The following is a 23,961-nucleotide window of genomic DNA, read 5'->3' on the forward strand; positions in this document are numbered from 1 at the left end:
GCTAGCCCCGGGCCGGCGGCAACGCCTCCGACCCGGGGCGGACTTGGGCGCGTACGCGCCTAGCCGACGAGTTCCCGCACCAGCGCCGCGACCTGCCCGGCCTCGATGAGGAATCCGTCGTGCCCGTACGGTGACTCGATGACGCGAGCGTGGTCCGCACCAGGGATCAACGCCGCCAACTCGGCCTGCTGCGAGGGCGGATAGAGACGGTCCGAGTCCACCCCCGCCACGAGGGTCCGGGCGGTCACACGCGCCAGGGCGCGGCGCGTGCCACCCCGGCCACGGCCGATGTCGTGGCTGTTCATGGCGTCCACCAGCGTTACGTAGCTGCCCGCGTCGAAGCGCCCCACCAGCTTCTCGGCATGGTGATCGAGATAGGACTCGACCTGGTAGCGGCCGCCTGCCCACGGATCCTCGCGCCCCTGGGGCGCCCGGCCGAAGCGGGCCGCCAACTCCGGCTCGCTGCGATAGGTGACGTGGGCGAGGCGGCGGGCCAGGCCGAGCCCCGCGTGCGGACCGTGTCCGCGACCCGCTTCGTAGTAGTCGCCGCCGCGCCAGCCGGGATCCGAGCGGATGGCGTGGAGCTGGATGTTCGCCCAGGCGATCTGCTCGGCGCTCGCGGCGGCAGTGGTCGTGAGCAACAGCAGCGTCCCCGTCCGCAGCGGATACGACACCGCCCACTCCAGGGCCCGCATGCCGCCCATGGAGCCACCGACCACCAACGCCCATCGCCCTACGCCCAGTTCGTCGGCGAGTGCGGCCTCCGCGACCACCTGGTCGCGCTGGGTGAGGAACGGGAAGGCTCCGCCCCATCGCTTGCCGTCGGGGCGCGTCGAGGAGGGGCCGGTGCTGCCCTGGCATCCGCCGAGCACGTTCGGGGCGACGACGAACCAGCGGTCCGTGTCCAACGCGCGTCCCGGGCCGATCAGCGCGTCCCACCAGCCGGGGGAGGGGTGGCCGGGCTCGGCCGGGCCCGCGGCGTGGCTGTCCCCGGTGAGGGCGTGCAGCACGAGGACCGCGTTGGAGCGGTCGGGGGCGAGCTGCCCCCACGTCTCGAACGCGAGCCGCACGGCCGGCAGTTCACCTCCTGCTTCGAGCAGGAGCGGACCTGACCGGGTGTGCCATTGGCGTCGCCCGGGCGGGCCTCCCTCCCGCCAGGCCCCGGAGGCAGGCGGAAGGGAGAGCCGGGACCGGCCGGGCAGGATGCTCAGGACGCACCCTTGGCCGCGCGGAACCCCGCCTCCAGGTCGGCCTTGAGATCGGCCACGTTCTCGATGCCGACCGAAAGGCGCACGAGGCCGGCCGCCGTGCCGGTCGCGGTCAACTGGGCCTCGTCCAGCTGGCTGTGGGTCGTCGACGCCGGGTGGATGATGAGGCTGCGTACGTCACCGATGTTGGCGAGGTGGCTGAACAGCTCGACGGCGTCCACGAAGCGCTTCCCCGCCTCGACCCCGTCCCGCAGCTCGAAGGCGAGCACCGCACCGGCGCCGTTCGGGAGGTAGCGCTGCCCCGCCGCGTACCACCGGTTCGATTCGAGGCCCGGATAGTGGACGGCGGCCACTTCGTCGCGTTGCTCCAGCCACTCCGCGAGGGCCTGCGCGTTGGAGGAATGGCGCTCGATGCGCAGGCTGAGCGTCTCCACGCCCTGGAGGAGCAGGAACGCGGAGTGCGGGGAGAGTGCGGGACCGAGGTCGCGCAGCAACTGGACGCGCAGCTTGACGGCGAAGGCCCCCGGCCCGAGCGCGGGCCAGTACCGCAGGCCGTGGTAGCTGGGGTCCGGCTCGCTGAAGCCGGGGAACCGCTCGGCGTGGGCGCCGAAGTCGAAGGAGCCGCCGTCGACGACGACACCGGCGATGGTGGTGCCGTGGCCGCCGAGGAACTTGGTCGCGGAGTGCACGACGATGTCGGCGCCGTGCTCGATGGGCCGCAGCAGGTACGGGGTCGGCACCGTGTTGTCGACGATCAGCGGCACACCGGCGGCGTGCGCGACATCCGCCACGGCACGCACGTCGAGCACGTTGCCGCGCGGATTGCCCAGCGTCTCGGCGAACAGGGCCTTGGTGTCGGGCCGGATCGCCGCCCGCCAGGCGTCGAGGTCGTCCGGGTCGTCGACGAAGGACACCTCGATCCCGAACCTGGGGAGGGTGTGGCGGAAGAGGTTGTACGTCCCGCCGTACAGGGAGGTACTGGAGACGATGTGGTCACCGGCGGACGCCAGCGTGAGGATGGCCAGGGTCTCGGCTGCCTGCCCCGAGGCGAGGGCCACGGCGGCGACTCCGCCCTCCAGCGCCGCGATGCGCTGCTCGAAGACGTCCTGGGTGGGGTTGTGGATGCGGGTGTAGATGTTGCCGGGTTCGGCCAGCGAGAAGAGGTCCGCGGCGTGCTGGGTGTCGCGGAAGACGAACGAGCTCGTCTGGTAGATCGGCACGGCCCGTGCCCCGGTCGTCGGGTCCGGTACGGCACCGGCGTGGATCTGCTTGGTCTCGAACGACCACGCCGAGGTGTCGGGGCCGACGGGCTCCTCGTCGGGGGTATGGCCCGCGGTGACGGCGTCGATGGGCTGGCTCATGGTTCTCCCTTGTGCGGCGGGCGGGTGCGCGGATGGCGCGGCGGTCGTCAGGAGTGCGTGCACCGCGGGGCTGTGCGCCGTACCCCGCAGGGCGGGGCGGCGGGCAGCACGGTGTGGGGGAAGGGCGCGCGGGGGCTGGAGCGGGGTGTCAGCTCACGGCGGGACAAGCCGTGGTGGTGACACGCACGTAGTCGACGTGGCGGCGGGTCACGAGCACGGTCATGCGGTGAGCGAACCACATCTGTGACGCCAACGCCCGCCAGTTCATGCGGAGTTGACAATCCCGCCAACTCGCTGTGGTCCCCGTGCCATGATCGGCCCACAGATGACTCGGACATGCCTCGTGATCGCCTGGCGACTCCCCGCCACGAGCCGCCGCCCGGACAGTCCCGAGGGAGTCGGGTCCTACGGGGACCGCCGCCCGGACGGCCCGGGGGAGTTGACTCCTACGGGGACTGCTCCTCCCGGGCGACCGCCGCCAGCAGATCGCGCAGGGCGTCGTTGTCGCCGTCGTCCCCGTGGGCGTCGTGGCCCTCGAACGTGGCGGCTTCGGCACTGCGGGGGAACATCGCCAGCTCGTATGCGGTGAGGGCGGACTCCACGTCGTCGGGATGCGCGGCGAGGGCCGCGCCGAGTTCGGCGCCGTCCAGCATGGCGAGGTTGGCGCCCTCGCCGTTCGGGGCCGCGAGGTGGGCGGCGTCGCCCAGCAGTGTCGCGCCCGGCAGCCGCGGCCAGCGGAAGCCCGTCGGAAGAGCGTAGAGGGGGCGCAGGACCGGTGGGGCGTCGGTTTCGGTGATCAGCGAGGTGAGCTCCGGCGCCCAGCCGGCGAACTCCTCCGCGAGGCGCGCGGTCGCCGCGGCCGCATCGCCGAAGTCGATGCCGGCGAACCAGGACTCCGGCTCGGCCAGGCCCAGGTAGACGTGGAGCGTGTCGCCCTTCTCCCGGTGGGCGAAGATCTCCCGGCCCGGCCTCGTCGCGACCATCGACCCGCCGCCGACCGTCGCCGCGGCGGCGGGGTGCCGACTGTCGGAGTCGAACAGGTACGTGTCGACGACCGACTTGCCGGTGTACTCGGGTGTCACGGTGGAGAGCAGCGGTCGTACCCGTGACCAGGCGCCGTCCGCGCCGACCAGTAGGCCGGTGGTGACGACCCCGCCATCGGCGAACGTGACCTCGTGGCGGCCGTCGTCGAGCGTGCGGGCCCGGTTGACCTTGTGTCCCCAGCGCACGGTGCCGTCCGGGAGCGAGTCGAGCAGCAGCTGCCGCAGGTCGGCGCGCTGCACCTCGGGCCGTCCTCCCGTGCCGTCGTCGGCCTTCTCGAACAGGACGGTCCCGTCCGGATCGAGCACGCGCAGGGCTTGGCGCCCGTCCAGGACGAGCCCATCGAACTCATCCATCAACTTGGCTTGCTCAAGCGCTAGTTGGCCGTTGTAGTCGTGGATGTCCAGCATGCCCCCCTGCGAGCGGGAGGTCGCGGAGGGCTCGGCCTCGTAGACCGTGGCGGACATGCCGTGGACGTGCAGGACCCGGGCGAGCATGAGGCCGCCGAGACCGGCACCGATGATCGTGACGTCGGTGGGCATGGGATTCCTTCTGGGCCGTGGACCCTGGACGGCCGGCCGGCGGCGTCGCGCCGGCCGGGACCGCTCCAGAGGGTCCGGACGATCGGATGTGGCGGGGGCGCCTGCCGTTTCCGGCCCGGCTCCCACGTGATCCAATGTCCCTGCGCCCGCCGACAGTTCACCGACAGACCGCTGACAACCCCCGACAAGCGCCCGACGCGGCGCGGTCCCACACCCCCGCATCGCCGGGGCCGATCGCTTTCCGGCGACAGGACTTCGGCGACTGTGAGATCCCCTCCTCGCACCTCAGGGCGGGGTTTGAGCCCGAGGGGCGCAGCGGCTTCGGGTTGCATGTGCGCGGCTGAGGCGGAAGGAGGGGCCTCGCGGAGGCGCAACCGCGGATCGGCGAAAATGACCCGCGAAGGGATATTCGGCTCGTACGTGGGCAGTGTGGACCCGTGCTCTCCAACGCTCTCGCCTGGTGCCGCGCCCGTCTGCGCCGACCGCGCCCCGGTGTCCGTTCCCCGGTGGCCGACGGCCCGGTCGTGTTCACTGCGGACTTCGCCTCGCTGACGCAGTGGGTGGCGGGACGATCGTCGGCGTATCCGGACGGCGGCCCGGTCAACCCCGGTGACAACAAGCTGGATTACCTGGTCGACGATCCGTCGTACAGCCGCGGCGGAGTATTCCGGGCGACCCGGAACCCCGACGGCACCTGGAAGACCGGGCTGTTGACCACGGAGGGCAGTGCCGACGGGTTCACCGTGCGCACCGGAGACGTACTGGAGGCGCGCGTCCGGCTGCCGGTCGGTGTGGGGGCGTGGCCCGCCATCTGGACCTGGCGGGACGGCGGTCAGGAGATCGATGTCTTCGAATACCACCCGGACAACCCCGACCTCCTGGAGCTGACGAACCACGTCAAGGGGGGACAGTTCTACTTCCAGGACGCCGTCGTCGCACCGGACGCATGGCTCGATCTGCGCGTCCGGTTCGGGGCCCGGTCGGTGACCTGGTGGGTGAACGGCGTACGCGTCTTCGGAGACCGTGCGGGAGTGGGCCGGAACTGGCAGGCGTATCTCATCGTGAACTTGTCCGTCAGCGCGGGCCGTTATCACCCCGAGCCCCCAACTGCCTTGTCGGAGCTGTCATTCGAGGTGTCGTCCCTGCGGATCCACCGCCGCTGAGGGCACCGGCCGGCAGCGGCCGCGGGGCAGCGGGACGCGGCATGGTCTCCGACGGGGGCCGCGCTCGGTGGTGCATGCTGCCCACGGCGATGGGTACGACCCCTCTCGTACCGGAGGGCACCGGAGCCGCCCGCGAACAAGGAGTGTCGCACGTGATTCGAAAGCTACAGGCGGTCGCGTTGGACTGTGACGACCCGGCCCGGCTCGCGGAGTTCTACGCGGGTCTGCTCGGCGGCCGGGTGGCCGCCGACCCGGACGACCCCGACTGGGTCGAGGTGGACGGCTTCGAGGGAGGCCGTCTGGCCTTTCAGCGGGTGGATGGCTACCGGCCGCCGGAATGGCCCGGCCAGCAGGTTCCCCAGCAGATCCATCTGGACTTCGACGTGGACGATCTGGAGGCTGAGGAGAAGCGGGCGCTCGCCCTGGGCGCGACGGTGCTGGAGCGGACGGACCAGGTCCAACCGGGAGCCAACTGGCGGGTCTACGCGGACCCGGCCGGGCACCCGTTCTGCCTCTGCCTGCACTGACCAGACCGTGTCCGCGTCGGCCGCCACGGGCACGGCCACGGGGTCGCCCACGGCGGAGGGTCACCAGGGCACGGGTGTCCCGTCCCAGGAGAAGAAGCCGCCCGTGGGGCCGTCGTCCGGGAGCAGGGCCAGGCGAACGGCCCCCTGGGCCGCCTCGGCCGGGTCGCCGCCCGCGCTCGCGGCACGGGGGTTGAGGTCGGTGGCCCGCAGGCCGGGGGCCAGCGCGTTCACCTTGAAGCCCGCGTCGGCCAGGCTCAGGGCGTACAGGACCGTGAGGGCGTTGAGGGCCGCCTTGGACGAGCGGTAGGAGGCGGCGCCTGCGCCACCGGGAGTGAACTGGGGGTTGGGGCTGGTGCTCCAGGTCAGCGACGCGGTGCCGCTGGAGATGTTGACGATGCGCGGATGCGGTGAGCTGCGCAGGGCGGGCAGGAAGGCATTGGTCACCGCCACCACCCCGAACACATTGGTCTCGTAGGTACGGCGGAACTCCTCGACACCGGCTTCGGCCGGCGGGGTGAGCGAGGGGGAGAGCCCGGCGTTGTTGACGAGTACGTCCAGGCGGTCCACCTGGGCCGCGGCCTTCGCGATGCTGTCGGGGTCCGTCACGTCGAGGATCAGGCAGCGGGCGCCCGCGCCGATCTCCTCGACAGCCCGTTGCCCGCGCTGGGCGTCGCGGGCACCCACGTGGACGGTGAGGCCCTCGGCGACGAGCAGGCGGGCGATGTGCTTGCCGATTCCCTTGCTGGCTCCGGTCACCAGAGCTGCGCGATCGTTCATGAGACGTACTGTTCCCCGGCCGGGAGCACCCTGCCAGGGACAGTCCGTACCAGGGAGGGTTCGCACCCGGAGCAGTCCGCACGCGGGAGGCTTCCGGCGGACGCCCGTACGCGGCGGGAGGAGGACCGGGATGGCACGGCAGGAACTGGCCCGCTTCCTGCGGGACCGCCGGGCGGGTCTGCGGCCGCACGAGTTCGGACTCCCGGCGACCGACGGCCCGCGGCGCACACCGGGGCTTCGGCGTGAGGAGGTGGCCGAACTGGCGCACATGTCGGTCGACTACTACACCCGCCTGGAGCAGGCCCGGGGGCCACGGCCCTCGGCCCGGATCCTGGACGCGCTGGCGCGGGCCCTGCGGCTCACCTCCGCCGAGCGCAGCCACATGTTCCGCCTCGCGGGATCCGGCGTCCCGCCCGGCAGCACCGCCGTGCGGCAGGTACGCCCGCATGTGGCCCGGATGCTGGAGCGGTTGCCGGAGACCGGCGCCATCGTCACCGACGCCGCGTACGGCGTCCTCGCCTGGAACCCCTTGGCCCAGGCGCTGTTCGGCGGCGACCTCGGGGTGGGGACGACCAACCTGGCCCGGCGGCGTTTCCTCGGCCAGGGGCGGAGGTACGAGAGCACCGGGGCCGAGGAGTTCGGACACATCGTGGTGGCACGGCTGCGCCGGGCCGCCGACCGCTACCCGCACGACCCGGAGTTGGCCGCCCTGCTTGCCCAACTGCGCGCCGGAAGCCAGGAGTTCGGGCAGACCTGGGAGACCCGTCCGGTGCACGCTCCCGGCCACCGGACCAAGACCATCGACCATCCGGAGGCGGGCAGGCTGCGGTTGAACTGCGACGTCCTGCTCGTGCCGGAGGACGACCAGGAGGTCGTTCTGATCACGGCGGACCCTGGATCGCCTGCCGCGCGCACCTTCCGCGCACTGGCCTCGACGCCGCAAGCGTATGGTGTACGCTAAAGCGAACGGTGTACCCGGCTGGTGAACGGTGTGCGCTTGGATGCGGGTGTTAGCCCTGTGGGTGCGAGACGGAGACAGGGGGAGGCTCGATGGCGGCCGATGAGCAGCAGGGAATTCCGTCGGTGTGGACCCGGCCGCGCCAGCGGCGGGAGCAACCGGCGCTGAGCCGGGAGCAGATCGTCGCCGAGGCCGTCCGGCTCCTGGACGCGGAGGGCATCGACGCGCTGAGCATGCGCAAACTCGGCACCCGCCTCGGCGCGGGGGCCACCTCCCTCTACCGGCACGTGGCCAACAAGGACGAGCTCATCGAGCTGGTGGTCGACGAGGTGTACGGGGAGTTGGCGGAGCCCGACATCGCGCGGTCCGCGCACTGGCGCGACGTCACGGCGCGGCGCGCGCACGGCGTGCGGGCGATGTTGCTCGAACATCCGTGGATCGCCTCGCTGCTCGGCGAGGTGGGCGTCGCTCATCTGGGGCCCAACCTGATGCGTCTCTCGGACCGCATGATCGCCACGTTCGAGGCGGCGGGGTTCGCGCTGAACGAGTCGGACCACGCGGTGCGCACCGTCTTCGCGTACGTCACCGGGATGGCGACCAGCGAGGCCGCGTGGATCACCATGCTGGCGCGCAGCGGTCAGACCGAGCAGGAGTGGGTGGAGCGCCTGTGGCCGGCCGCCGAGCAGGCCGCGCAGGCCTATCCGCGCCTGCGGAAGGGATACGCCGACCAGCGCGGCAAGGACCCGCGCACCACCCGGGACGAGAACTTCGCGTATGGCCTCGATCTGATCCTGGACGGCCTGGAGGCCAGACTCGGACAGGCGGGCCCGGCCGCCGGATAGCGGGACGCCGGCTTCGGGCGCGCGGGGGGAGCGGGGGATCCCTGTCCGCGGCGCACACATCAGTGATCCACCGTCCGGTGCATGCGGACGGCTCATCCCCTCTGTAGGAGTGCCTTGATGGCCAGGCAGGAACGCGCGTTACGTACGCGCAACGCGTTAGTCGAGTCCGCTGCCGAGCTGTTCGACCGGGACGGCTTCGAGACGGCGTCGCTCGCCATGATCAGTGCCCGCGCGGGCGTGAGCAACGGGGCCCTGCACTTCCACTTCGCCAGCAAGTCGGCCCTGGCCGACGCGGTGTGCGTGGCGGCGGCGCAACGGTTGGCGAGGATCACGGACGCGGGTGAGGAACGTGCGGACGGCGGCGCGCTACAGATGCTGATCGACACCAGCCACGCCCTGGTGCGGGGCCTCGGTCAGGACGTGGTGCTGCGGGCGGGGTTCGACCTGGCGGACGGCCGCGAGTCGACGGGTGCGGGCATCGACCTGTGCGGCCGCTGGCAGGACTGGGTGGGGGAGGCGTTCGCGCGGGCGGCCCGGGAGGGCGCCCTGGCTCAGGGAGCCACGGCGAGGGACGCGACCTTGACCGTCGTGGGGGCCGTGGCCGGGTTCAAGTCACTGGGAGTGCGGGATCCCGCATGGCTGTCCCCGGAAACGCTGACGCGCTTCTGGGGGCTACTACTGCCGCGCGTGGCAAGGGAGTTCACCCTGGACGGGCTGGAAGCCGCGGGGACGGAAGCCGGCAAGGCAGCGCTGTGGTTCTGAGCATCGGCCGATCCGCCGGCTCGGGGCAGGCGGATCGGCCGTAAAGGGATCCTTGACGGAGCGACTCCGTAAAGGCACCCTTTACGTATGGCCGATGACGCGGATGACGCGGAACCCTCGATCTCGCTCGGCACGCTGACCGGGCGGCTCGCCGAACAGGCGGAGGCTCTGGCCGGGGCGCTGGGCGGCCCGTTCGAGCCGCCCGCGTATCTGGATCTGGTGCGGCGCGCCCGGGACGTGGACGGCCTGGCGGAGCAGGTGTTGAAGCTGTCCGTGCAGCAGAGCCGCGACGCCGGTCACACCTGGCAGGAGATCGGAGATCTGCTCGGCGTCACCCGCCAGGCCGCCTTCCAGAGGTTCGGCAAACCGATCGATCCCCGGACGGGAGCCCCCATGGACAAGACGGTACGCATGCACAACGCGGCGCAGCGCGCACGGCAGATCGCCGAGGCCGTCCTTGGCGACCGGATGGACGAAGCGAGGCCGCACTTCAACGCCCAGGTCCTGGCGGCCTTCACCGAGGAGGAGCGCGGCAGGGGCATGGCCACGGTCGCGGGTCTGGTCGGAGCGTTCGAGGGCTTCGCCGAGGACGCCCCGTTCGTCCGCCGCATCGGGGATCACACGGTGGTCGACATCCCGCTGCACTACGAGGCGGGCGACATGAAGGCCCGGGTGGCCTTCGACGCCGACGAGAAGGTCGCGGGCCTGTTCATCCTGGCCCCGGAAACGCCGTAACGCCGCTGTTCCGACGCGTAGAGAGGCCTTCAGTATGACGGCCGACCCCGCCCCCACCCTGTGGATGACCCTGGTCCCGCTGATCGCGGTGCTCCCAGCCGTCCTGTGCATGCTGGACATCGCCCGCCATCCCCACACGCGCACCCTGACCCCTCAACTCTGGCTCGTCGTCTGCGCGTTCGGGAATGTGATCGGCCTCGTCGCGTACCTCAGGTACGGGCGGGACGAGCGCCGCTGAGCGCAGCCGGCCGACCCGACGCGTCGCCCGGCCACGACGATGGGCCGGCCATGTGGATCGGGCGGCCGCGCGGATCGGGCGGCCACGACGACGGTCCGGCCAGGAAAACCCGTTGGTGCTGTCCGCCCCGGCGGATAGTATGCGCAACGCCGTGACACCGATCCAGGAGGTGAGACCCATGAACGCAGTAACCATGTGGGTGCTCCCCTTCTCCGTTACGGTCGGCGACTGACGAAGCTGTCGCCGGGAGCGCCTCGAAGCAGGCACTCCCGAAAGGCAACAGCCATGAATACTCTGCACTTCACCACCAAGACGTCGGCGAACAGCATCGTCGAGCGCGAGTTCACCCTGGGCGACCTCGACGGCGCCCTCTGGTCACCGTCCTCCGGCGCCGAACGCGCGCCGCTGATCCTGATGGGTCACGGCGGCGGCAACCATCACAAGTCCCCGGCGATGACCGGCCGTGCGGCACGCCTTGTGGCCATCGGCGGCTTCAACGTCGCGACCATCGACGCCCCCGGGCACGGCCGCCGCCCGCGCACGGAGCGCGACGAGCGCGAAATCGCCCTGATGCAGGCGGCGATGGCGGCGGGCGAGCCCGTCGGACCGATCGTCGTTCCGTACAACCTCCACCTGGCCGAACGGGCCGTCCCCGAATGGCGGGCGACCCTGGACGCGCTTCAGGAGCTCCCGGAGATCGGCGCCGAAGGCCCGGTCGGCTACTACGGTCTGAACATGGGCACCGCCATCGGCATCCCTCTGACGGCGGCCGAACCCCGCATCGCGGCCGCGGTCTTCGGGCAGTTCTGGCCCGACCCGCTGGCCGAGACGGCCAAGCGGATCACCGTGCCCATCGAGTACGACCTCCAGTGGGACGACGAGCACATCCCACGTGAAGAGGGCCTCGCCCTGTTCGACGCCTTCGCCTCGAAGGACAAGACCCTGCACGCGAACGCGGGCCGCCACAAGCAACTGCCCCGGTTCGAGGCGGACAGCGCGGCGCACTTCTTCGTACGTCATCTGGGCCGGGTGATCGCGGCCTGAGCCTCGGAAGGGGTCGAGCCGGTGCGGCACTTGAATCGGCTCGGCCCCCTCGCCCAGGGGGCAGCTCCTCGGGCCGCCTCTGGTTGCGGCGGGTTGAAGCCGGCTGAAACCGTGGTAACGCCCTGTTGAAACCGGCTCGGCGCACTGTCTTCATCAACGCGGCGGACAGCCGCCGCGCCGGAGACAACGAGTCGCAGGAGACCACCGTGATGCAGAAGTTCGCCACCACCGCCCCGATCGCCGTCATCCTCGACGTCCCCGCCGGGCGGGTCCGGATCGTCGCCGCCGACCAGGCGCACACCACCGTCGCGGTGAAGGCGGCGGACCCCGCCAAGAGCCGTGATGTGAAGGCGGCGGACCACACCACGGTCCGCTATGACCACGGGGTCCTGCGCATCGAGGCCGCACCGGCGGGGAACCAGTACTTCGGTTCCTCGGGTGCCCTCGATGTGACGGTCGAAGTTCCCGCCGGCTCGCGGATCGAGGCGAGGACGGCCAGCGCGGAGTTGCGTACGGTCGGGCGGCTGGGCGATGTCGTGTTCGACGGCGCGCACGGCACGGTCGAGCTGGACGAGACGGCGGGCCTGCGCCTGGGTGTCCATGCCGGGGACGTCTCGGTCGGTCGCCTGGCGGGGGACAGTGAGATCCGGGTCGCCTCGGGCGACATCACCATCGCCGAGGCGCAGCACGGCACGCTCAAGCTCCGTACCGAGTCCGGCAGGATCACGGTCGGTGCCGCCCGGGGAACCTCCGCGACCCTGGACGCGGGCACCTCCCACGGCCGCATCCACAACGCCCTCACCCACACGGAGGGTGCCGCTGCGGTCCTGAACATCCACGCGACCACGGCCAGCGGCGACATCACCGCCCGCACCCTGTAAGGGATATGACTAGCCATCAGCTGAATGTGACTGATCGTCAGATCGGCTCTTGGGCGGCCCCGGGGCCACTCACCACCCGTCCGTCCGGTGCCGGGCATCCCGTTTGCTCGGCACCGCAGGGCGCGAGTCAGGCGGGAAGGAGCCGGGTCAGGGCGCGGCGGGCGCGGGACGTGGCGAGTGGGTCGTGCTGGAGCTGCTGGAAGTGGTTCAGCGCCAGCATGATCCCGACGATGTCGTAGATCAATTGGTCGGGGTCGGTATCGCCGGGAAGGTCCCCGGCCGCGATGGCGCGCTGAACGTGAAGGCGCAGATCGCGCTGCCAGAGTGTGTTCAGCCCGGCGATCGCGTCGCGCACCGGACCCTCGCGCCCGTCGAACTCCGTCGCGGCCGCGGTGAAGAAGCAACCGCCGGGAAGTACACCTCGTTCGAGATGGGACACCCAGGCCTCGCAGAGCGCGCGCAGGCGCGGCAGCCCGAGCGGTACGTCCCGTACCCGCTGGGGCACTTCTTCATTGAACAGTTCCGCCGCGGCGTCGACGACGGCGAGTTGGAGGGTTTCCTTCGTGCCGAAGTGGCCGAGGACGCCGGCCTTGCTCATCCCCAGGTCGGTGGCGAGCCGGCCGATGGTCAAGCCCTCAAGGCCTTCCGCCGAGGCGATCGCCAGGCTGCGGTCCAGAATGCGCCGACGCGTGTGACGCGTCTCCAGGACGGAGTTCCGAGGGCTCATGAGGCTCAATGATAGCCGAGCGCCACCCCTTTAGCTTCCGACCGATCGGTTGCTATATTCCTCGGGTTCGCCGCTGGCCTGAATCCAAGGAGAGCTCTCTTGTCCGGCTCCCGCATCACCGCCCTGGGGCACCACCAGCCCTCACGTGTCCTGACGAACACCGAGTTGGAAGCCATCGTGGACACCAGCGACGCCTGGATCAGGCAGCGCACCGGCGTCGTGACGCGGCGGATCGCCGACGCGCAGGAGTCCGTGACCGATCTGGCCTCGGCGGCGGCCGCCAAGGCGATGGCCGCCGCCGGCCTTGAGCCCGTCGAGATCGGCCTGGTCACCGTCGCGACCTGCACGGCCGTGGACCGCTGTCCGTCCATCGCCGCACAGGTGGCTGCCCGACTCGGCATCCCGGGCGCCGTCTGCTTCGACCTGAACAACGGATGCGCCGGCTTCTGCACCGCACTCGCCTGCGCGGACCACTCGATCCGCGCCGGAGCCGCCCGGCACGCACTTGTCATCGGCGCCGAGAAGATGTCGGACGTGACCGACTGGGGCGACCGCTCGACCTGTGTTCTGCTGGGCGACGGCGCGGGCGCCGCCGTCGTCAGCGCCACGGAGCGGGACGATCCCGCGACCGGCCCGCGCGGTGGCGGAATCGGCCCGGTCGTCTGGGGCTCCGACCCTGAGCGGGGGCGCGCTGTGCGACTGGTCGACGCGTGGCAGCCGCGGTTCGCGCAGGAAGGACAGACGGTGTTCCGCTGGGCTACCGGCGAGATGCCCGCGATGGCGCGAGAGGCCTGCCACCGGGCCGGGATCACCCCCGCGGACCTGGCCGGTGTCGTCACGCACCAGGCCAACCTGCGGATCATCGAGTCTCTGGTGCGGCAGCTCGACCTGAGTGAGGACGTGGTCATCGCCCGGGATGTCGTCGACTCCGGCAACACCTCTGCCGCGTCCGTTCCGCTGGCTCTGTCAAAACTGGTCGCTCGCGGCGAACTCGCCACTGGATCGCCGGTCTTGCTCTTCGCCTTCGGCGGCGGCCTCTCATGGGCCGGCCAGGTCATCACCTGCCCCTGACTGGTGCCCCTGACGGGTGCCCCTGACGGGCCCACTCATGGGCCCGTGATCGCCCATGCCCTTACCGAACGGGGGTTGGCCGGCCCCGCCCGGGCCCGCCGTCGCCCGCACCGGACGAGCCCTCGCCCTTCCCGATAGGCCGACACCCATCCCTGGCCGGTCATGCCTGCGCCTGGACAGGCATCATCCGCCTCCCTGAGAGGATCACCGATGCTCTACCGCCTCACCCGGCTGCTGCTCGTCCCGCTGGTCCGTCTTGTCTTCCGGCCCGTGGTGCGCGGCCGCGGCAATGTTCCGCGCCGCGGCCCCGTCATCCTCGCCAGCAACCACCTGTCGTTCATAGACAGCGTCGTCATCGCACTGCTGTCCCCGCGCCCGGTCCACTTCCTCGCCAAGGACGCGTACTTCACCGGTCCGGGCCTCAAAGGCGTGCTGGTGCGCTGTTTCGTCACCGCCTTCGGCTGCGTCCCCATCAACCGAGGCGGCCACCGCAGCGCGCAGGCGGCCTTGGAAGCAGCCGAACGCATCCTCGCCGACCGGCGCGCCTTCGGTATCTACCCGGAGGGCACTCGTTCACCCGATGGCCGGCTCTATCGCGGCCGGACCGGCGTCGCCTGGCTCGCCCTGGCCACCGGAGCACCCGTCGTGCCGGTGGCGCTGACCGGCACCGATCAACTCCAGCCCGTGGGGCGGATATTGCCCCGCTATCACCGCATCTCGGTCGAATTCGGTCGGCCACTGCACTGCTCCACGGCCCATCGGGATCTTCCCCCTGCCCGCGCCCGTCGCGCCGCGACCGACGAGATTGTCCAGGCCATCGGCGACCTCTCCGGCCAGGAGCGTGTCGAGGCCCACGCAAGCCCTCCGGCCCGGAGCGTCCCGCTCAGCTAGCGCGGTCCCAAGGACCGACCGGGGCTGTCCAGGTTGATGCGCACGGCAGCGTCCGGATCGCCCGTCTCCAGGGCCCCGGTCTCGGCCTCGTCGTACGCGATCATGTCCGCCGACCAGTGGTAGCGCGGCCAGGGAGCGGCGAGTATCGCCAGGGAGCGCACCCGTTCCGGGTGGGCGAGCGTGAAGTCCACGGCCACCCGGCCGCCCCAGGAAGCGCCTACGAGCCGGGCACGATCGTGACGGAGGTGGTCCAGGAGGCGGCGCAGGTCGTCGCTCTCGCTGAACGGCCCGGTCGGGGGCGCGGACTCACCGAAGCCGCGCAGGTCGTACCGGATCACCGTGTGCTGCTCGGTGAGGGCCGGCACGACCGCGTCCCACATGTGGTGGTCGGTCACGCCAGCGTGTACGAGTACATGTGGCTGCGCGGGCCCGCCCGCGGCTGGGACGACGACGCCGACGGGCTGGTCGGCCAACTGCGCTGCCCGTTGCGGACATCGCTGGTGAACCAGCCCCTGGAGGGCGAGCACTCCGAGGGCCCGGGGACGGGAGACCTCGCCACCATCTCCGTCCACACGCTGGTGGGCGTCGGCAAGCTCGACGTCGCCGACTTCCAGGACATCGCACGTCGCTACGCCGCCGAGATTCCTGGCGCGCTCCTGGCCGAGTTCGCCTCCGCGGCCCACCTGATCGCCATGGACGTGCCGGACGAAGTCGCCTCAGTGCTGCGGGAGTTCTTCGCTCGGTAGCGAGTGGATGACGGATCCTCCGTTCTCGGTCGGTCCTCGGACCGTCCTCGGTCAGTCTCCGATCCGCGTCCTCGTCGTCAACCTCATGCCGGGTCGATGAGGCGGCTTTCGTGGGCGAAGACGACGGCCTGTATCCGGTCGCGCAGTTCGAGCTTGTGCAGGATCCGCCCCAGGTGGGCCTTCACGGTCGCCTCCGCGAGGTGCAGGTCCGTAGCGATCTCGGTGTTGGACAGGCCGCGGCCCACCCGGACGAGCACCTCGCGCTCACGGGCGCTGAGCCGGCTCAATCGCTCGGCCCCGTCGGCGCTCCTGCCGTCGGGGATGTGCGGACGGAAGTGCTCCAGCAGGCGCCGGGTGATCCGGGGGGAGACCACAGCGTCGCCCGCGGCCACGCTGCGTATCGCGGTCAGCAATCGCTCGGGTCTGGTGTTCTTGAGCAGGAAGCCCGAGGCTCCGGCGCCGAGCGCGGCGAAGGCGTATTCGTCCAGGTCGAAGATGGTGAGGATCAGCACTCTGCTCCGCGGGGAGGCCCGGATGACCTGCCGGGTCGCCTCGATCCCGTCGGTCCCGGGCATCCGGACGTCCATGAGGACGACATCCGGGCGCAGTTGACGCGCGAGCCGTACGGCCTGGAGGCCGTCCGAGGCCTCACCGACCGGTGTCATGTCGGGCTGGGCCTCCAGAATCGTGCTGAAGGCCATGCGGAGCAGCGCCTCGTCGTCGACGATCAGGATGCGCAGTGTCATGCGGACGCCCCTTCGGTGCTGCCGAGATGGAGGCGGGTGTGGACTCCCCAGCCGCCGCCCGGGAGCGGTCCGGCGCGCAACGTCCCGCCATAGGCGGCCGCACGGGCGCGCATGCCGGGGATGCCGTGGCCGGAAGGCGGGGAGCCGGCCGCTGACGGGTGGGGGCCGCTGTCGGCGACGTCCACCGTGACGGTCTCGGCCGAACACCGTATGCGGACCTTCGCCTCGGTGCCGGTGGGCGTGTGCTTGAGCGTGTTGGTCAAGGCTTCCTGAACCAGGCGGTAGACGGTCAGCTGGGCGGTGGCGGGTATGTGGGTGTGGTCGCCGCGGACCTCCACGCGGGTCGGCAGCCCGGCGGTGCACATCTGGTCGGCCAGCACGTCCAGTTGTGTGAGGCCGGGCAGCGGGTGGCGCTCCGCGTCCGGTTCATCGGTCCGCAGGATGCCCAGCGCGCGCCGCATGTCGGTCAGGGCCTGTCGGCCCGTGTCGGAGATCTGGAGCATCAGGGTGGTGGCCTTGGCGGGCGACCGGTGCTGTGCGGAGACGGCGGCGTCGGTGAGCGCGACCATGACGGACAGGTTGTGGGTGACGATGTCGTGCATCTCCCGGGTGATGCGGGTCCTCTCCTCGGCGACCGCCAGCCGCGCCTGCTGGTCCCGCTCCCGCTCCAGACGCACGGCCCGCTCCTCCACGGCCGCCAGGTAGGCGCGCGTGGTCCGTGCGTTCACCCCCAGGACGGTGACGGCCACCACCGTCGCGGACACCGCGACGAAGGGAGGCAGGAACGCGCCTTCCGTGGCCCAGCGCAGACAGGCCAGCAGAACCCCGCCCTCCACGATGACACCGGCGACCAGCGTGCGCCGTCGGCCGGAGTGCGCGGCCACTGTGTAGAGGGCCACCAACAGCCCTGCATCCGCCGGTAGTTGGACGTTCGCCAGCCACTGGACCAACGCCGCGGCTGCCACGGTGCCGAACACCGTGAGCGGGGCACGGCGCCGCCACACCAGTGGAACCGTGAGGGCTGCGGTGAGGGCCAGGGGCAGCGGCAGCTCATTCGGCGCGCGCGTGGTCATGATGGTGAGCAGGAGCAGTGCCGGCACCAGCGATTCCCCCACCGTGGGGGGCAGCCGGGAGCTCACGTGCCGGGTGGCCCCCATCGCTCGCGCCGCCGGTGAGGAGCCCGGGTCGGTGCGCCCTGTCGGCCGTACGGCCGTCCACGCCTGCCGGACCCGACAACACATCGGGTGGGCGTTGCCGGGCTCTGCGGCCGCGTCGGTCATCGCACGTCCCTGTCGATTCGGCGTCATGGTGGCCCTGCTCGGGGCGCCCCCCAGGTGCAGGTGGAGCGGGATTCGTGGGGGAGTGGGGCTTGGTGTGGGTGCGCGGGAGCCGTGCGGCCCGGTGGGCACCTGGCCCTGTCACGTTAGGCCGCAGCCCGCCGGCGCGCATGAGCCCACCGTCTGATGGCATCGCGCCGAGGTACGACCCCAGGAGGAGCCCCGCTACCTTCCACAGTCGCAACGCGGCCGCCGATCCGGTGTGCTGCCGTGCGACTCCGGTCGCACGGACGCCGTGCCCGGATGCGACTCCGGTCGCACGGGGACAGGTCATGGACGGCGCCCCCGGTTGCACGGAGACATGCCGCGGACGGCGCCCCCGGTTGCACGGAGACATGCCGCGGACGGCGCCCCCGGTCGCACACCACGTCGACCCGGGGCCGATGTGGCAGCGCGTACTCCGCGCCGAGGATGGCCGGGTGACCGAGATCATCACGGGGCTCTCCATGTCCCCTCCGGAAATCCTTGCCCTGCTGGGTGCCGTCGCTCTGGTGACGGCGCGCTGGCTTCCCTCCGCCGCCCGCCCACGCGTCACGATCGCTGCGGGGGCGCTGTGCGCGCTGTCCGCCGTCGTGCTGAGCGTGGTGGGGGTCCGCTGGCAGACGCTGCCGATACTGGCAGGCGCCCTTTTCGCGTCGCCGTTCGCCGTCGCTCCGCTGATTCGACGACGTTCCGGCCGGCCGGCGTGGCGGGCCCGATGGTGGCTGGCGTTGCCGGGGTCGATTGCCTGCGTCGGCCTGATCGTGGCGGGTCCGGTGGCCGCCTGGGCCTTTCCCATTCCCGTCTTCCCCGAGCCTTCGGGCCGTTTCGCGGTCGGCACCGGCGTCATGGAATGGACCGACCCGAACCGCCCCGAGACCGCCACCACCGACCCGCACGACCGGCGCACTGTCGTGGTCCAACTCTGGTACCCCGCGCAGAAGTTCCCCGCGGGCGCGCGGCGGGCACAGTACCTCGGCCGCACGGAGCGCGAGGCGCGCACGGTCTCCGACGCACTCGCCCGGGGGTCCGGCCTGCCCGGCTTTCTGGTCGACGGTGTTCCTCGTGCCCACACCCACGCGGTCTTCAACGCCGCGGCGGCGGACGGGGACGGACGGTTCCCGATCGTGCTGTTCTCGCCCGGAGCGGGCGGAGTACGTACCCAGAACACGGCCTGGGCAGAGGAACTGGCCGGCAACGGCTATGTGGTCGCCGCCCTCGACCACCCGTACGACTCGGCCGTCGTCGTCCTCGCCGACGGCCGAACGATTCGCGGCACGACCTCTTCCACCGGTGATCGGGCCAAGGACGCCGAACTGGCCGCCGGCCAGACGGCCGTGCGGGCCGCCGACCTCCGCTTCGTCCTCACGCAGCTGGGCCGTATGGACCGAGGTGAGATCGCCGGCCCACTGGCCGGACGCCTGGACACGGGCCGGGTCGCGGCGACCGGCCACTCCATGGGCGGCGCCGCCGCGCTCCAGGCGGCCAGGCAGGACGACCGTTTCGACGCCGTCATCGACTTGGACGGTTACCCCCACGGCCCCACATCCCCAGCCCTCCACCAGCCGACGCTCGCGCTCACCCAGGCCATCACGCCGGAAACCGACCCGCGTTACCTGCCCCGCCTCACCGAGGCCCTCAAGCTCAACAGCGCGACGAGTTACCGCCTCACCATCCCCGGCGCCGCACACCTCACCTTCACGGACGCCCCCCTCTACCTGCCGCCCGTGCCCTCCATAGTCGGCTCCCTGGGCCGCACCGGGAGTCCCCGCGTCGTCGCCGCGACCACTCTCGCCTTCCTGGACAGCTCCCTGCGGCGCCGACCCGGTGACCTGGCCGGCGCACTGTCGGCCCACGGCGATCTCCGCGTCTACCGCCCGGACGACGGCCCCTGACGAGCCGTGCCCGCGGCAGCCGACCGCCCGAGCGTTCCCGCTTCCCCGCCGGAGGGCGGCCCGCGTTGCGGCCCCCCGCCGCGGAGTCTCGGTGAGATCGTCGCCAAGATGTTGGAGCAACTAGGCACGCCAGCAAGGGTGTTGACCCAAGTCGCTGATCGAGAGCGGCTGCGCGTATGGGCGGCGACTGTTGCCGAGCGGGAGCCCGGACCCGGCAACGGTCTTGCGATCACGGCCGTTCGAGGAGAAGTGCCCGGGCATCACACTTTGCCCTTCGGCTGAAGCCCTCCGGAAACTCGGATGCGGCCCGGGCCGGGCACCCTTAGGCTCGGGCATCCCTGAGCTGCGACGCCCGTCGAAAGGGCGGGCGTCGTCTCGCGCGTCTGTGGATCGGAGCTGCACGAAGCATGGCCAGTCAACTGTTCGCGATCTGCTTCAACGCGAGTCGGCCGTCGGACCTGGCGCGATTCTGGTCGGGGGTGCTGGGCTGGGATGTGGTCGACGGACCGGACGACGATGTCGAGCTCCTGCCGCCTCATCCTGATGATCCGGCCACGTTCCGCATCCGCTTCCTGCTGAGCCACGAGCCGAAGGCCGGCCAGAACCGAGCGCACTTCGACCTGACCAGTGCCTCCGCGGAGGAACAACGGCGGACGGTGGCCAGAGCGTTGGAATGCGGCGGCCGGCACATCGACGTGGGCCAACTCCCCGAAGAGGGGCATGTGGTGCTGGCCGATCCGGATGGCAACGAGTTCTGTGTCATCGAGGCGGGCAACAAGTTCCTGGCCGACACCGGTTTCATCGGCGCACTGGCCTGCGACGGCACTCAGGACGTCGGCTACTTCTGGAGTGCGGCTCTGGGCTGGCCGTTGGTCTGGGACCAGGACCAGGAGACCGCGATCCAGTCGCCGGACGGCGGCACGAAGATCACGTGGGGTGGCCCTCCGGTGGCGACGAAGACGGGTACGAACAGGCTGCTTTTGGAGCTGGCGCTCCCCGCCGAGGCCGACGGAGAGGCGGAGGTCGACCGCCTGCTCGCGCTCGGAGCCACCCGCACCAACATCGGCGCAGATGGCGGGAGTCGGGTGATGTTGTTGGACCCCGACGGCAACGAGTTCACCCTGAGGCGGAGAGAGTCCCGGTAGCGGGGCGGGTGGCTGCCCGGCGCCACACCAACCGTGACCCACTCGGCAACCGTGAGCCACTCGGATGCAGGCTCCGGGACGCGGGCTCTCGGATGCGGGCCGGGTCGCCGCAACGAGCGAGCGCGTCCTCGCATCCCTCGGCCTTCCGCTGGTCAAGGCTGAGATAGCGCCAGGCGATGAGCCCGGTGGTACCGGTTTTCGCCGGGGTGACGGTGGCGGTGACGGGCGGACCGGCGGGGATGTTGAGCCGTTGGGCCTCCCGTGCTCCGCAGGGCAGCTCCTGGGTGTGCTTGCTCCGGCCGCGGGTGAGCTCCAGGGTGAGGTGGCCGACTTCGTAGCTGTCGCAGGTGATGTCGAGGCGGTAGGGCTTGCTGCCCGGGGCCTCGAACGTCGCGTTCATGCCGGAGGCGACATGGGGAGCGCCGCGGTCGATGACGGTGAGGGTGTTGTCATCGGCGTCCAAGGCCCGATCGGCGCGCTGGAGCGCGTCGTCCGGTTCCCACTCCCGGGCGGTCGTGCCGTCGGTGGGGGAGCCGGAGCCGGAGCCCGCGCTGGTGCAGCCGGAAAGGGCTGCTGCCGCGAGAAGAAGGGCGAAGGCGGGTCGTGTCCGCATGGCTGCATCCTAGGCTGGCGGCGGGTCGGGTGCGGGGCTTCATCTTCCCATCAGCGTAGGGCAGTTGAGGTGTGCCCGATCTGGGGGAGGCCCGAGCTGGCGGGGGTCGGCGGGCCGAAGATTCGGTGCTCCAACCGCCCCCGGTGGACACAGGATGATGTGCACGAGGTTGGCCGTTCCCACATGGCAGAGCGGTCCCGCACGGTGGACCGCTCCCGCACGGCAGACCGGCCGACGCCGGTGGCGGCCCTTCGCTGAGGCGGCCGCGGGCGGGCTCGGCTGATACGTGGCAAACCCCGCCCAGCCGGGTGTCCCACGTGCCGAGGGCGGCGGCATTCCGGACCTCGACCAGGGCGAGTTCGGGCCGGTGCTCCGACACTGCCGCCAACAGCCCCTCCGCGTCGCCTGCTTCCGCAGCGACCCGCACCCACCCATCTCCAGCCCGTTGCTCAGGCCGACCCCAGCAAACAAAATGCTCGGTGATCACTACACACAAGGCAGCTCCGCGGCGATGGTGGTGGGCCCGCCAACGGGGCTGCTGACGTGGAAGGCCCCGTCGAGAGAGCCGACCCGCTTGGCCAGGCCGGTCAGCCCCGTGCCCGCGGCGGCGTCGGCACCCCCCAGCCCGTCGTCGGTGACGCGTACTCGCAGCACCTCGCCGACCTGACGGACTATCACCTCCGCATGCATCGCATGGGCGTGCTTCGTTGCATTGGTCAGCGCCTCAGAGATCACGAAGTATGCGACCGACTCCACGTTGGGCGCCACCCGCTTCTCCACATCGACCCGCAGCCGCACCGGCAGGGGCGTGCGGGCGGCCAGCCCGGACAACGCCGCGTCCAGACCACGGTCTTCGAGCACGGCCGGGTGCAGCCCCCGCACCAGGTCATTGAGTTCGGCGATCGCCTCCTTCGCCTCCAGGTGCGCTCTCGCGATCACCTCGCGGGTATCACTGGGCAGGTCCGGGCGGGTGGCGATGGCCAGACCCAGGTTGACGGCGAGAGACACCAAACGCTGCTGGGTGCCGTCGTGCAGGTCGCGCTCGATCCGGCGGCGCTCCGCGTCGACGGCCTCGATCAAGTCGTTCCGGCTCACGGCCAGCTGATCGACCCGCTCCTGGAGCCGTTGTGCCCGGCTGGGCCCGAGCATGCCCAACGCCAGCCGCGCCTCGGTCCGGGCTACTGCCCGCGCGGTCCAGGGCAGGGCGCACAGCAGGAGGACTCCAGCCGCTGTGTAAGCCGGCAGCTGGGTCAGGTAGCCGAACCAGCCCTGTCTGATGCCGGTTGGCAGCGCCCATGACCAGGCGCAGGCGAAGACGCCCGCCAGGCACGCCGCCGCCACCGCGAGCACCAGCAGTTCCAGCAGCGCGAGCAGCGGGCCCAGCAGGAGGTGGTAGCCGATCTTGCGCCAAGGCCGCGTCGCCGCGAGCCACCGGGCGGTCGAGGTCCACGTCCAAGGTTTCTGTGCGGTGGGGGTGAGCCGGGGGACGTCCACACCCATGAGCTTGCGGTAGCGCGCCCGCTGAACGGCCGTCAGGACCGGGCCCCCGAGCACGACCAGGGTGGCCGACGTGGAAACCGCAAGGAGCCAGTTCCCCGTTCTGGCGGTGGTCGCCGCCGCCCAGGCCCACGCGGGCACCAGCGCCAGGTGCGGCAGCACACCAGCGGCGAGAAAGCCGGTGTCCCGCTGCGCCCGGAGGACTGTGCGTCTCAGTCCGGCTGGAATCTTCATGGCACGACGCTAGGGCACCGCAGAAGGACGGTGCCATGAAACCCGCACCCGATCTTATGGTGAACCTAGTACCAGCTGTAGATCGTGATCGTGGGCTGTGGGTGACCTGTGGGGAACGGCATCTCGGCTCGGCAGGTCGGCTTCTGCCGGCCGCCGGCAGGTGGACCGAGCCCGGTGGAACGGGCGCCGTCCCCCGGGTGGGCATGGTCATCAAAGGAAACCGTCTAGCCGTGAAAGGCCGTTGTCGATCCGACCGGAGCCCGCTCGGTCCTCACGCGATTCACCGGTGCTGCCTCGTCGGCATGGCCGAAGGAGATGCCGACGAGCAACTTGCCTTCGGTAACGCCTAGTTCGGTGCGTACGGTGTCGGCGTAGAAGCTCAACAGCCCCTGTGGACAGCTGTCCACGCCGTAAGCGGTCATCGCCAGGAGCAGTGTCTGGAGGTAGGCGCCGGCGTCCGCGGCCAGCCGCGCCCCTCCGTCACCGTGGACGAAGAGGAATGCCGCGTGGGGCGCTCCGTAGAAGCGCAGGCTCTCCAAGTCGTAGGCCGCCCGCGCCGTGTGATCGTCGGAGCCGATGCCCAGAGCCCCGTACAGCTCGGCACCGAACGCGGCCCGACGTGCCTGGTGCACCCGCGCGTACATCCCCTCCGAATACGGTAAGTCGATCGAGGTGCGCCTCTCGGCATGGGCCGCCCGCAATGCATCGGCCAGGCGCTGACGTGCCGCCCCGCTCACCACCTCCAGCTGCCACGGCTGGGCGTTGGAGTTGGACGGCGCGGTACCGGCCAGCGAGAAGATCCTGCGCATCGTGTCCTCGGACACGGCCTCCGGGCGGAACGCGCGGGTCGAGTGGCGTCCGCGTATCAACTTCTCCGCGCAGCCGCTCAGTTCAGTGGGGCCGAACTCGCTCATGAGGCTCCTTGGTGACGGAAAGTCGGTGTAAACGGGATCGTTTACATCGTTCGTCACCCTAACTCGGTCGGGTGGGCTAAGTAAACG

At 71.2% G+C, this 23,961-nt stretch carries 25 protein-coding genes and 1 pseudogene; 15 read left to right on the forward strand and 11 right to left on the reverse strand.

The window, feature by feature from the left end; genetic code table 11:
- Window positions 1–59 precede the first annotated feature (59 nt).
- The 3 genes from ACFYNP_RS11350 to ACFYNP_RS11360 form a co-directional block, all read right to left on the reverse strand.
- Window positions 60–1,202 (reverse strand): homoserine O-acetyltransferase, encoded by a 1,143-nt coding sequence (locus ACFYNP_RS11350; protein ID WP_388785270.1) that lies wholly within the window; start codon window positions 1,200–1,202, stop codon window positions 60–62.
- A 5-nt stretch (window positions 1,203–1,207) separates the two neighbouring features.
- Window positions 1,208–2,569: a bifunctional o-acetylhomoserine/o-acetylserine sulfhydrylase gene (locus tag ACFYNP_RS11355; protein ID WP_388410368.1), complete on the reverse strand. Its 1,362-nt coding sequence runs from the start codon at window positions 2,567–2,569 to the stop codon at window positions 1,208–1,210.
- Between the two features lie 446 nt (window positions 2,570–3,015).
- Complete coding sequence (locus tag ACFYNP_RS11360; RefSeq protein WP_388784784.1) at window positions 3,016–4,152, reverse strand: FAD-dependent oxidoreductase; 1,137 nt, start codon at window positions 4,150–4,152, stop codon at window positions 3,016–3,018.
- A gap of 221 nt (window positions 4,153–4,373) precedes the next feature.
- Here ACFYNP_RS11360 and ACFYNP_RS11365 point away from each other — a divergent pair.
- From ACFYNP_RS11365 to ACFYNP_RS11375, 3 genes and pseudogenes are all read left to right on the forward strand, one after another.
- Window positions 4,374–4,496: pseudogene (locus ACFYNP_RS11365) on the forward strand (flavodoxin family protein); the annotation flags it as partial.
- A 129-nt stretch (window positions 4,497–4,625) separates the two neighbouring features.
- Complete coding sequence (locus tag ACFYNP_RS11370; RefSeq protein ID WP_388785271.1) at window positions 4,626–5,315, forward strand: beta-glucanase; 690 nt, start codon at window positions 4,626–4,628, stop codon at window positions 5,313–5,315.
- A 152-nt stretch (window positions 5,316–5,467) separates the two neighbouring features.
- A complete protein-coding gene (locus ACFYNP_RS11375) occupies window positions 5,468–5,842 on the forward strand; it encodes a VOC family protein (protein ID WP_388784787.1) in 375 nt (124 codons plus the stop codon).
- Window positions 5,843–5,902: 60 nt separating this feature from the next.
- Here the strand turns inward: ACFYNP_RS11375 and ACFYNP_RS11380 are convergent, their stop codons facing one another.
- The gene (locus tag ACFYNP_RS11380; RefSeq protein WP_388784790.1) at window positions 5,903–6,619 is read right to left on the reverse strand and encodes an SDR family oxidoreductase; all 717 of its coding nucleotides are present in this window, start codon (window positions 6,617–6,619) and stop codon (window positions 5,903–5,905) included.
- A 130-nt stretch (window positions 6,620–6,749) separates the two neighbouring features.
- Here ACFYNP_RS11380 and ACFYNP_RS11385 point away from each other — a divergent pair, with 130 nt between their 5' ends.
- From ACFYNP_RS11385 to ACFYNP_RS11415, 7 genes are all read left to right on the forward strand, one after another.
- Window positions 6,750–7,580, forward strand: coding sequence for a helix-turn-helix transcriptional regulator (locus ACFYNP_RS11385; RefSeq protein WP_388410357.1), 831 nt, complete (start codon window positions 6,750–6,752; stop codon window positions 7,578–7,580).
- Window positions 7,581–7,669: 89 nt separating this feature from the next.
- The gene (locus ACFYNP_RS11390) at window positions 7,670–8,419 is read left to right on the forward strand and encodes a TetR/AcrR family transcriptional regulator (protein ID WP_388410355.1); all 750 of its coding nucleotides are present in this window, start codon (window positions 7,670–7,672) and stop codon (window positions 8,417–8,419) included.
- A 117-nt stretch (window positions 8,420–8,536) separates the two neighbouring features.
- Entirely contained in the window at window positions 8,537–9,181 is a 645-nt protein-coding gene (locus ACFYNP_RS11395) for a ScbR family autoregulator-binding transcription factor (RefSeq protein WP_388784792.1), read from the forward strand.
- 87 nt (window positions 9,182–9,268) lie between these two features.
- Window positions 9,269–9,916 (forward strand): DUF3887 domain-containing protein, encoded by a 648-nt coding sequence (locus tag ACFYNP_RS11400; protein WP_388784795.1) that lies wholly within the window; start codon window positions 9,269–9,271, stop codon window positions 9,914–9,916.
- 34 nt (window positions 9,917–9,950) lie between these two features.
- Window positions 9,951–10,154, forward strand: coding sequence for a PLDc N-terminal domain-containing protein (locus ACFYNP_RS11405; RefSeq protein ID WP_388784797.1), 204 nt, complete (start codon window positions 9,951–9,953; stop codon window positions 10,152–10,154).
- Window positions 10,155–10,439: 285 nt separating this feature from the next.
- Window positions 10,440–11,198, forward strand: a complete 759-nt coding sequence (locus ACFYNP_RS11410) for an alpha/beta hydrolase (RefSeq protein ID WP_388784800.1) — start codon at window positions 10,440–10,442, stop codon at window positions 11,196–11,198.
- A 209-nt stretch (window positions 11,199–11,407) separates the two neighbouring features.
- Complete coding sequence (locus ACFYNP_RS11415; RefSeq protein ID WP_388785273.1) at window positions 11,408–12,079, forward strand: DUF4097 family beta strand repeat-containing protein; 672 nt, start codon at window positions 11,408–11,410, stop codon at window positions 12,077–12,079.
- 127 nt (window positions 12,080–12,206) lie between these two features.
- Here the strand turns inward: ACFYNP_RS11415 and ACFYNP_RS11420 are convergent, their stop codons facing one another.
- Window positions 12,207–12,806 (reverse strand): TetR/AcrR family transcriptional regulator, encoded by a 600-nt coding sequence (locus ACFYNP_RS11420; protein WP_388784803.1) that lies wholly within the window; start codon window positions 12,804–12,806, stop codon window positions 12,207–12,209.
- A gap of 99 nt (window positions 12,807–12,905) precedes the next feature.
- On the opposite strand from ACFYNP_RS11420, the gene ACFYNP_RS11425 reads away from it, so the two are divergent.
- Both ACFYNP_RS11425 and ACFYNP_RS11430 read left to right on the forward strand, forming a co-directional pair.
- A complete protein-coding gene (locus ACFYNP_RS11425; protein ID WP_388410339.1) occupies window positions 12,906–13,877 on the forward strand; it encodes a beta-ketoacyl-ACP synthase III in 972 nt (323 codons plus the stop codon).
- Between the two features lie 210 nt (window positions 13,878–14,087).
- Complete coding sequence (locus ACFYNP_RS11430) at window positions 14,088–14,768, forward strand: lysophospholipid acyltransferase family protein (RefSeq protein WP_388784805.1); 681 nt, start codon at window positions 14,088–14,090, stop codon at window positions 14,766–14,768.
- On the opposite strand, the gene ACFYNP_RS11435 is transcribed toward ACFYNP_RS11430, so the two are convergent.
- The gene (locus tag ACFYNP_RS11435) at window positions 14,765–15,163 is read right to left on the reverse strand and encodes an alpha/beta fold hydrolase (protein WP_388784808.1); all 399 of its coding nucleotides are present in this window, start codon (window positions 15,161–15,163) and stop codon (window positions 14,765–14,767) included. The genes ACFYNP_RS11430 and ACFYNP_RS11435 overlap by 4 nt on opposite strands.
- 6 nt (window positions 15,164–15,169) lie before the next feature.
- Here ACFYNP_RS11435 and ACFYNP_RS11440 point away from each other — a divergent pair, with 6 nt between their 5' ends.
- Window positions 15,170–15,514 carry an alpha/beta fold hydrolase gene (locus ACFYNP_RS11440; protein ID WP_388784811.1) on the forward strand — a complete coding sequence of 115 codons (345 nt, stop codon included), beginning with the start codon at window positions 15,170–15,172 and terminating at the stop codon, window positions 15,512–15,514.
- Between the two features lie 83 nt (window positions 15,515–15,597).
- Here the strand turns inward: ACFYNP_RS11440 and ACFYNP_RS11445 are convergent, their stop codons facing one another.
- Both ACFYNP_RS11445 and ACFYNP_RS11450 read right to left on the reverse strand, forming a co-directional pair.
- A complete protein-coding gene (locus tag ACFYNP_RS11445; protein WP_388784814.1) occupies window positions 15,598–16,260 on the reverse strand; it encodes a response regulator in 663 nt (220 codons plus the stop codon).
- Window positions 16,257–17,417: a sensor histidine kinase gene (locus ACFYNP_RS11450; protein WP_388785275.1), complete on the reverse strand. Its 1,161-nt coding sequence runs from the start codon at window positions 17,415–17,417 to the stop codon at window positions 16,257–16,259. Before ACFYNP_RS11450 ends, ACFYNP_RS11445 begins: the two co-directional genes overlap by 4 nt.
- A gap of 563 nt (window positions 17,418–17,980) precedes the next feature.
- Here ACFYNP_RS11450 and ACFYNP_RS11455 point away from each other — a divergent pair.
- Both ACFYNP_RS11455 and ACFYNP_RS11460 read left to right on the forward strand, forming a co-directional pair.
- Window positions 17,981–19,471 carry an alpha/beta hydrolase family protein gene (locus tag ACFYNP_RS11455; RefSeq protein ID WP_388785277.1) on the forward strand — a complete coding sequence of 497 codons (1,491 nt, stop codon included), beginning with the start codon at window positions 17,981–17,983 and terminating at the stop codon, window positions 19,469–19,471.
- 407 nt (window positions 19,472–19,878) lie between these two features.
- Window positions 19,879–20,616 carry a VOC family protein gene (locus ACFYNP_RS11460; protein ID WP_388784817.1) on the forward strand — a complete coding sequence of 246 codons (738 nt, stop codon included), beginning with the start codon at window positions 19,879–19,881 and terminating at the stop codon, window positions 20,614–20,616.
- On the opposite strand, the gene ACFYNP_RS11465 is transcribed toward ACFYNP_RS11460, so the two are convergent.
- The 3 genes from ACFYNP_RS11465 to ACFYNP_RS11475 form a co-directional block, all read right to left on the reverse strand.
- Window positions 20,588–21,229 (reverse strand): hypothetical protein, encoded by a 642-nt coding sequence (locus ACFYNP_RS11465; RefSeq protein ID WP_388784820.1) that lies wholly within the window; start codon window positions 21,227–21,229, stop codon window positions 20,588–20,590. The two genes, ACFYNP_RS11460 and ACFYNP_RS11465, sit on opposite strands and share 29 nt — an antisense overlap.
- Window positions 21,230–21,715: 486 nt before the next feature.
- Window positions 21,716–22,960, reverse strand: coding sequence for a histidine kinase (locus ACFYNP_RS11470; protein WP_388784823.1), 1,245 nt, complete (start codon window positions 22,958–22,960; stop codon window positions 21,716–21,718).
- Window positions 22,961–23,184: 224 nt separating this feature from the next.
- Entirely contained in the window at window positions 23,185–23,874 is a 690-nt protein-coding gene (locus tag ACFYNP_RS11475; RefSeq protein ID WP_388410317.1) for a nitroreductase family protein, read from the reverse strand.
- Between the last annotated feature and the right edge of the window lie 87 nt (window positions 23,875–23,961).

Origin of the sequence: Streptomyces sp. NPDC006691, assembly GCF_042869955.1 — a bacterium.
In the GTDB taxonomy this organism is placed as follows: domain Bacteria; phylum Actinomycetota; class Actinomycetes; order Streptomycetales; family Streptomycetaceae; genus Streptomyces.

What these genes read in the sequence shown, in the direction of transcription:
- ACFYNP_RS11355 (WP_388410368.1), bottom strand. Translation starts at nt 2,569, where the DNA reads ATGAGCCAGCCCATCGACGCCGTCACCGCGGGCCATACCCCCGACGAG.
- ACFYNP_RS11360 (WP_388784784.1), bottom strand. Translation starts at nt 4,152, where the DNA reads ATGCCCACCGACGTCACGATCATCGGTGCCGGTCTCGGCGGCCTCATG.
- ACFYNP_RS11380 (WP_388784790.1), bottom strand. Translation starts at nt 6,619, where the DNA reads ATGAACGATCGCGCAGCTCTGGTGACCGGAGCCAGCAAGGGAATCGGC.
- ACFYNP_RS11385 (WP_388410357.1), top strand. Translation starts at nt 6,750, where the DNA reads ATGGCACGGCAGGAACTGGCCCGCTTCCTGCGGGACCGCCGGGCGGGT.
- ACFYNP_RS11390 (WP_388410355.1), top strand. Translation starts at nt 7,670, where the DNA reads ATGGCGGCCGATGAGCAGCAGGGAATTCCGTCGGTGTGGACCCGGCCG.
- ACFYNP_RS11395 (WP_388784792.1), top strand. Translation starts at nt 8,537, where the DNA reads ATGGCCAGGCAGGAACGCGCGTTACGTACGCGCAACGCGTTAGTCGAG.
- ACFYNP_RS11400 (WP_388784795.1), top strand. Translation starts at nt 9,269, where the DNA reads ATGGCCGATGACGCGGATGACGCGGAACCCTCGATCTCGCTCGGCACG.
- ACFYNP_RS11405 (WP_388784797.1), top strand. Translation starts at nt 9,951, where the DNA reads ATGACGGCCGACCCCGCCCCCACCCTGTGGATGACCCTGGTCCCGCTG.
- ACFYNP_RS11410 (WP_388784800.1), top strand. Translation starts at nt 10,440, where the DNA reads ATGAATACTCTGCACTTCACCACCAAGACGTCGGCGAACAGCATCGTC.
- ACFYNP_RS11415 (WP_388785273.1), top strand. Translation starts at nt 11,408, where the DNA reads ATGCAGAAGTTCGCCACCACCGCCCCGATCGCCGTCATCCTCGACGTC.
- ACFYNP_RS11420 (WP_388784803.1), bottom strand. Translation starts at nt 12,806, where the DNA reads ATGAGCCCTCGGAACTCCGTCCTGGAGACGCGTCACACGCGTCGGCGC.
- ACFYNP_RS11430 (WP_388784805.1), top strand. Translation starts at nt 14,088, where the DNA reads ATGCTCTACCGCCTCACCCGGCTGCTGCTCGTCCCGCTGGTCCGTCTT.
- ACFYNP_RS11445 (WP_388784814.1), bottom strand. Translation starts at nt 16,260, where the DNA reads ATGACACTGCGCATCCTGATCGTCGACGACGAGGCGCTGCTCCGCATG.
- ACFYNP_RS11450 (WP_388785275.1), bottom strand. Translation starts at nt 17,417, where the DNA reads ATGGGGGCCACCCGGCACGTGAGCTCCCGGCTGCCCCCCACGGTGGGG.
- ACFYNP_RS11455 (WP_388785277.1), top strand. Translation starts at nt 17,981, where the DNA reads ATGTGGCAGCGCGTACTCCGCGCCGAGGATGGCCGGGTGACCGAGATC.
- ACFYNP_RS11460 (WP_388784817.1), top strand. Translation starts at nt 19,879, where the DNA reads ATGGCCAGTCAACTGTTCGCGATCTGCTTCAACGCGAGTCGGCCGTCG.
- ACFYNP_RS11465 (WP_388784820.1), bottom strand. Translation starts at nt 21,229, where the DNA reads ATGCGGACACGACCCGCCTTCGCCCTTCTTCTCGCGGCAGCAGCCCTT.
- ACFYNP_RS11470 (WP_388784823.1), bottom strand. Translation starts at nt 22,960, where the DNA reads ATGAAGATTCCAGCCGGACTGAGACGCACAGTCCTCCGGGCGCAGCGG.
- ACFYNP_RS11475 (WP_388410317.1), bottom strand. Translation starts at nt 23,874, where the DNA reads ATGAGCGAGTTCGGCCCCACTGAACTGAGCGGCTGCGCGGAGAAGTTG.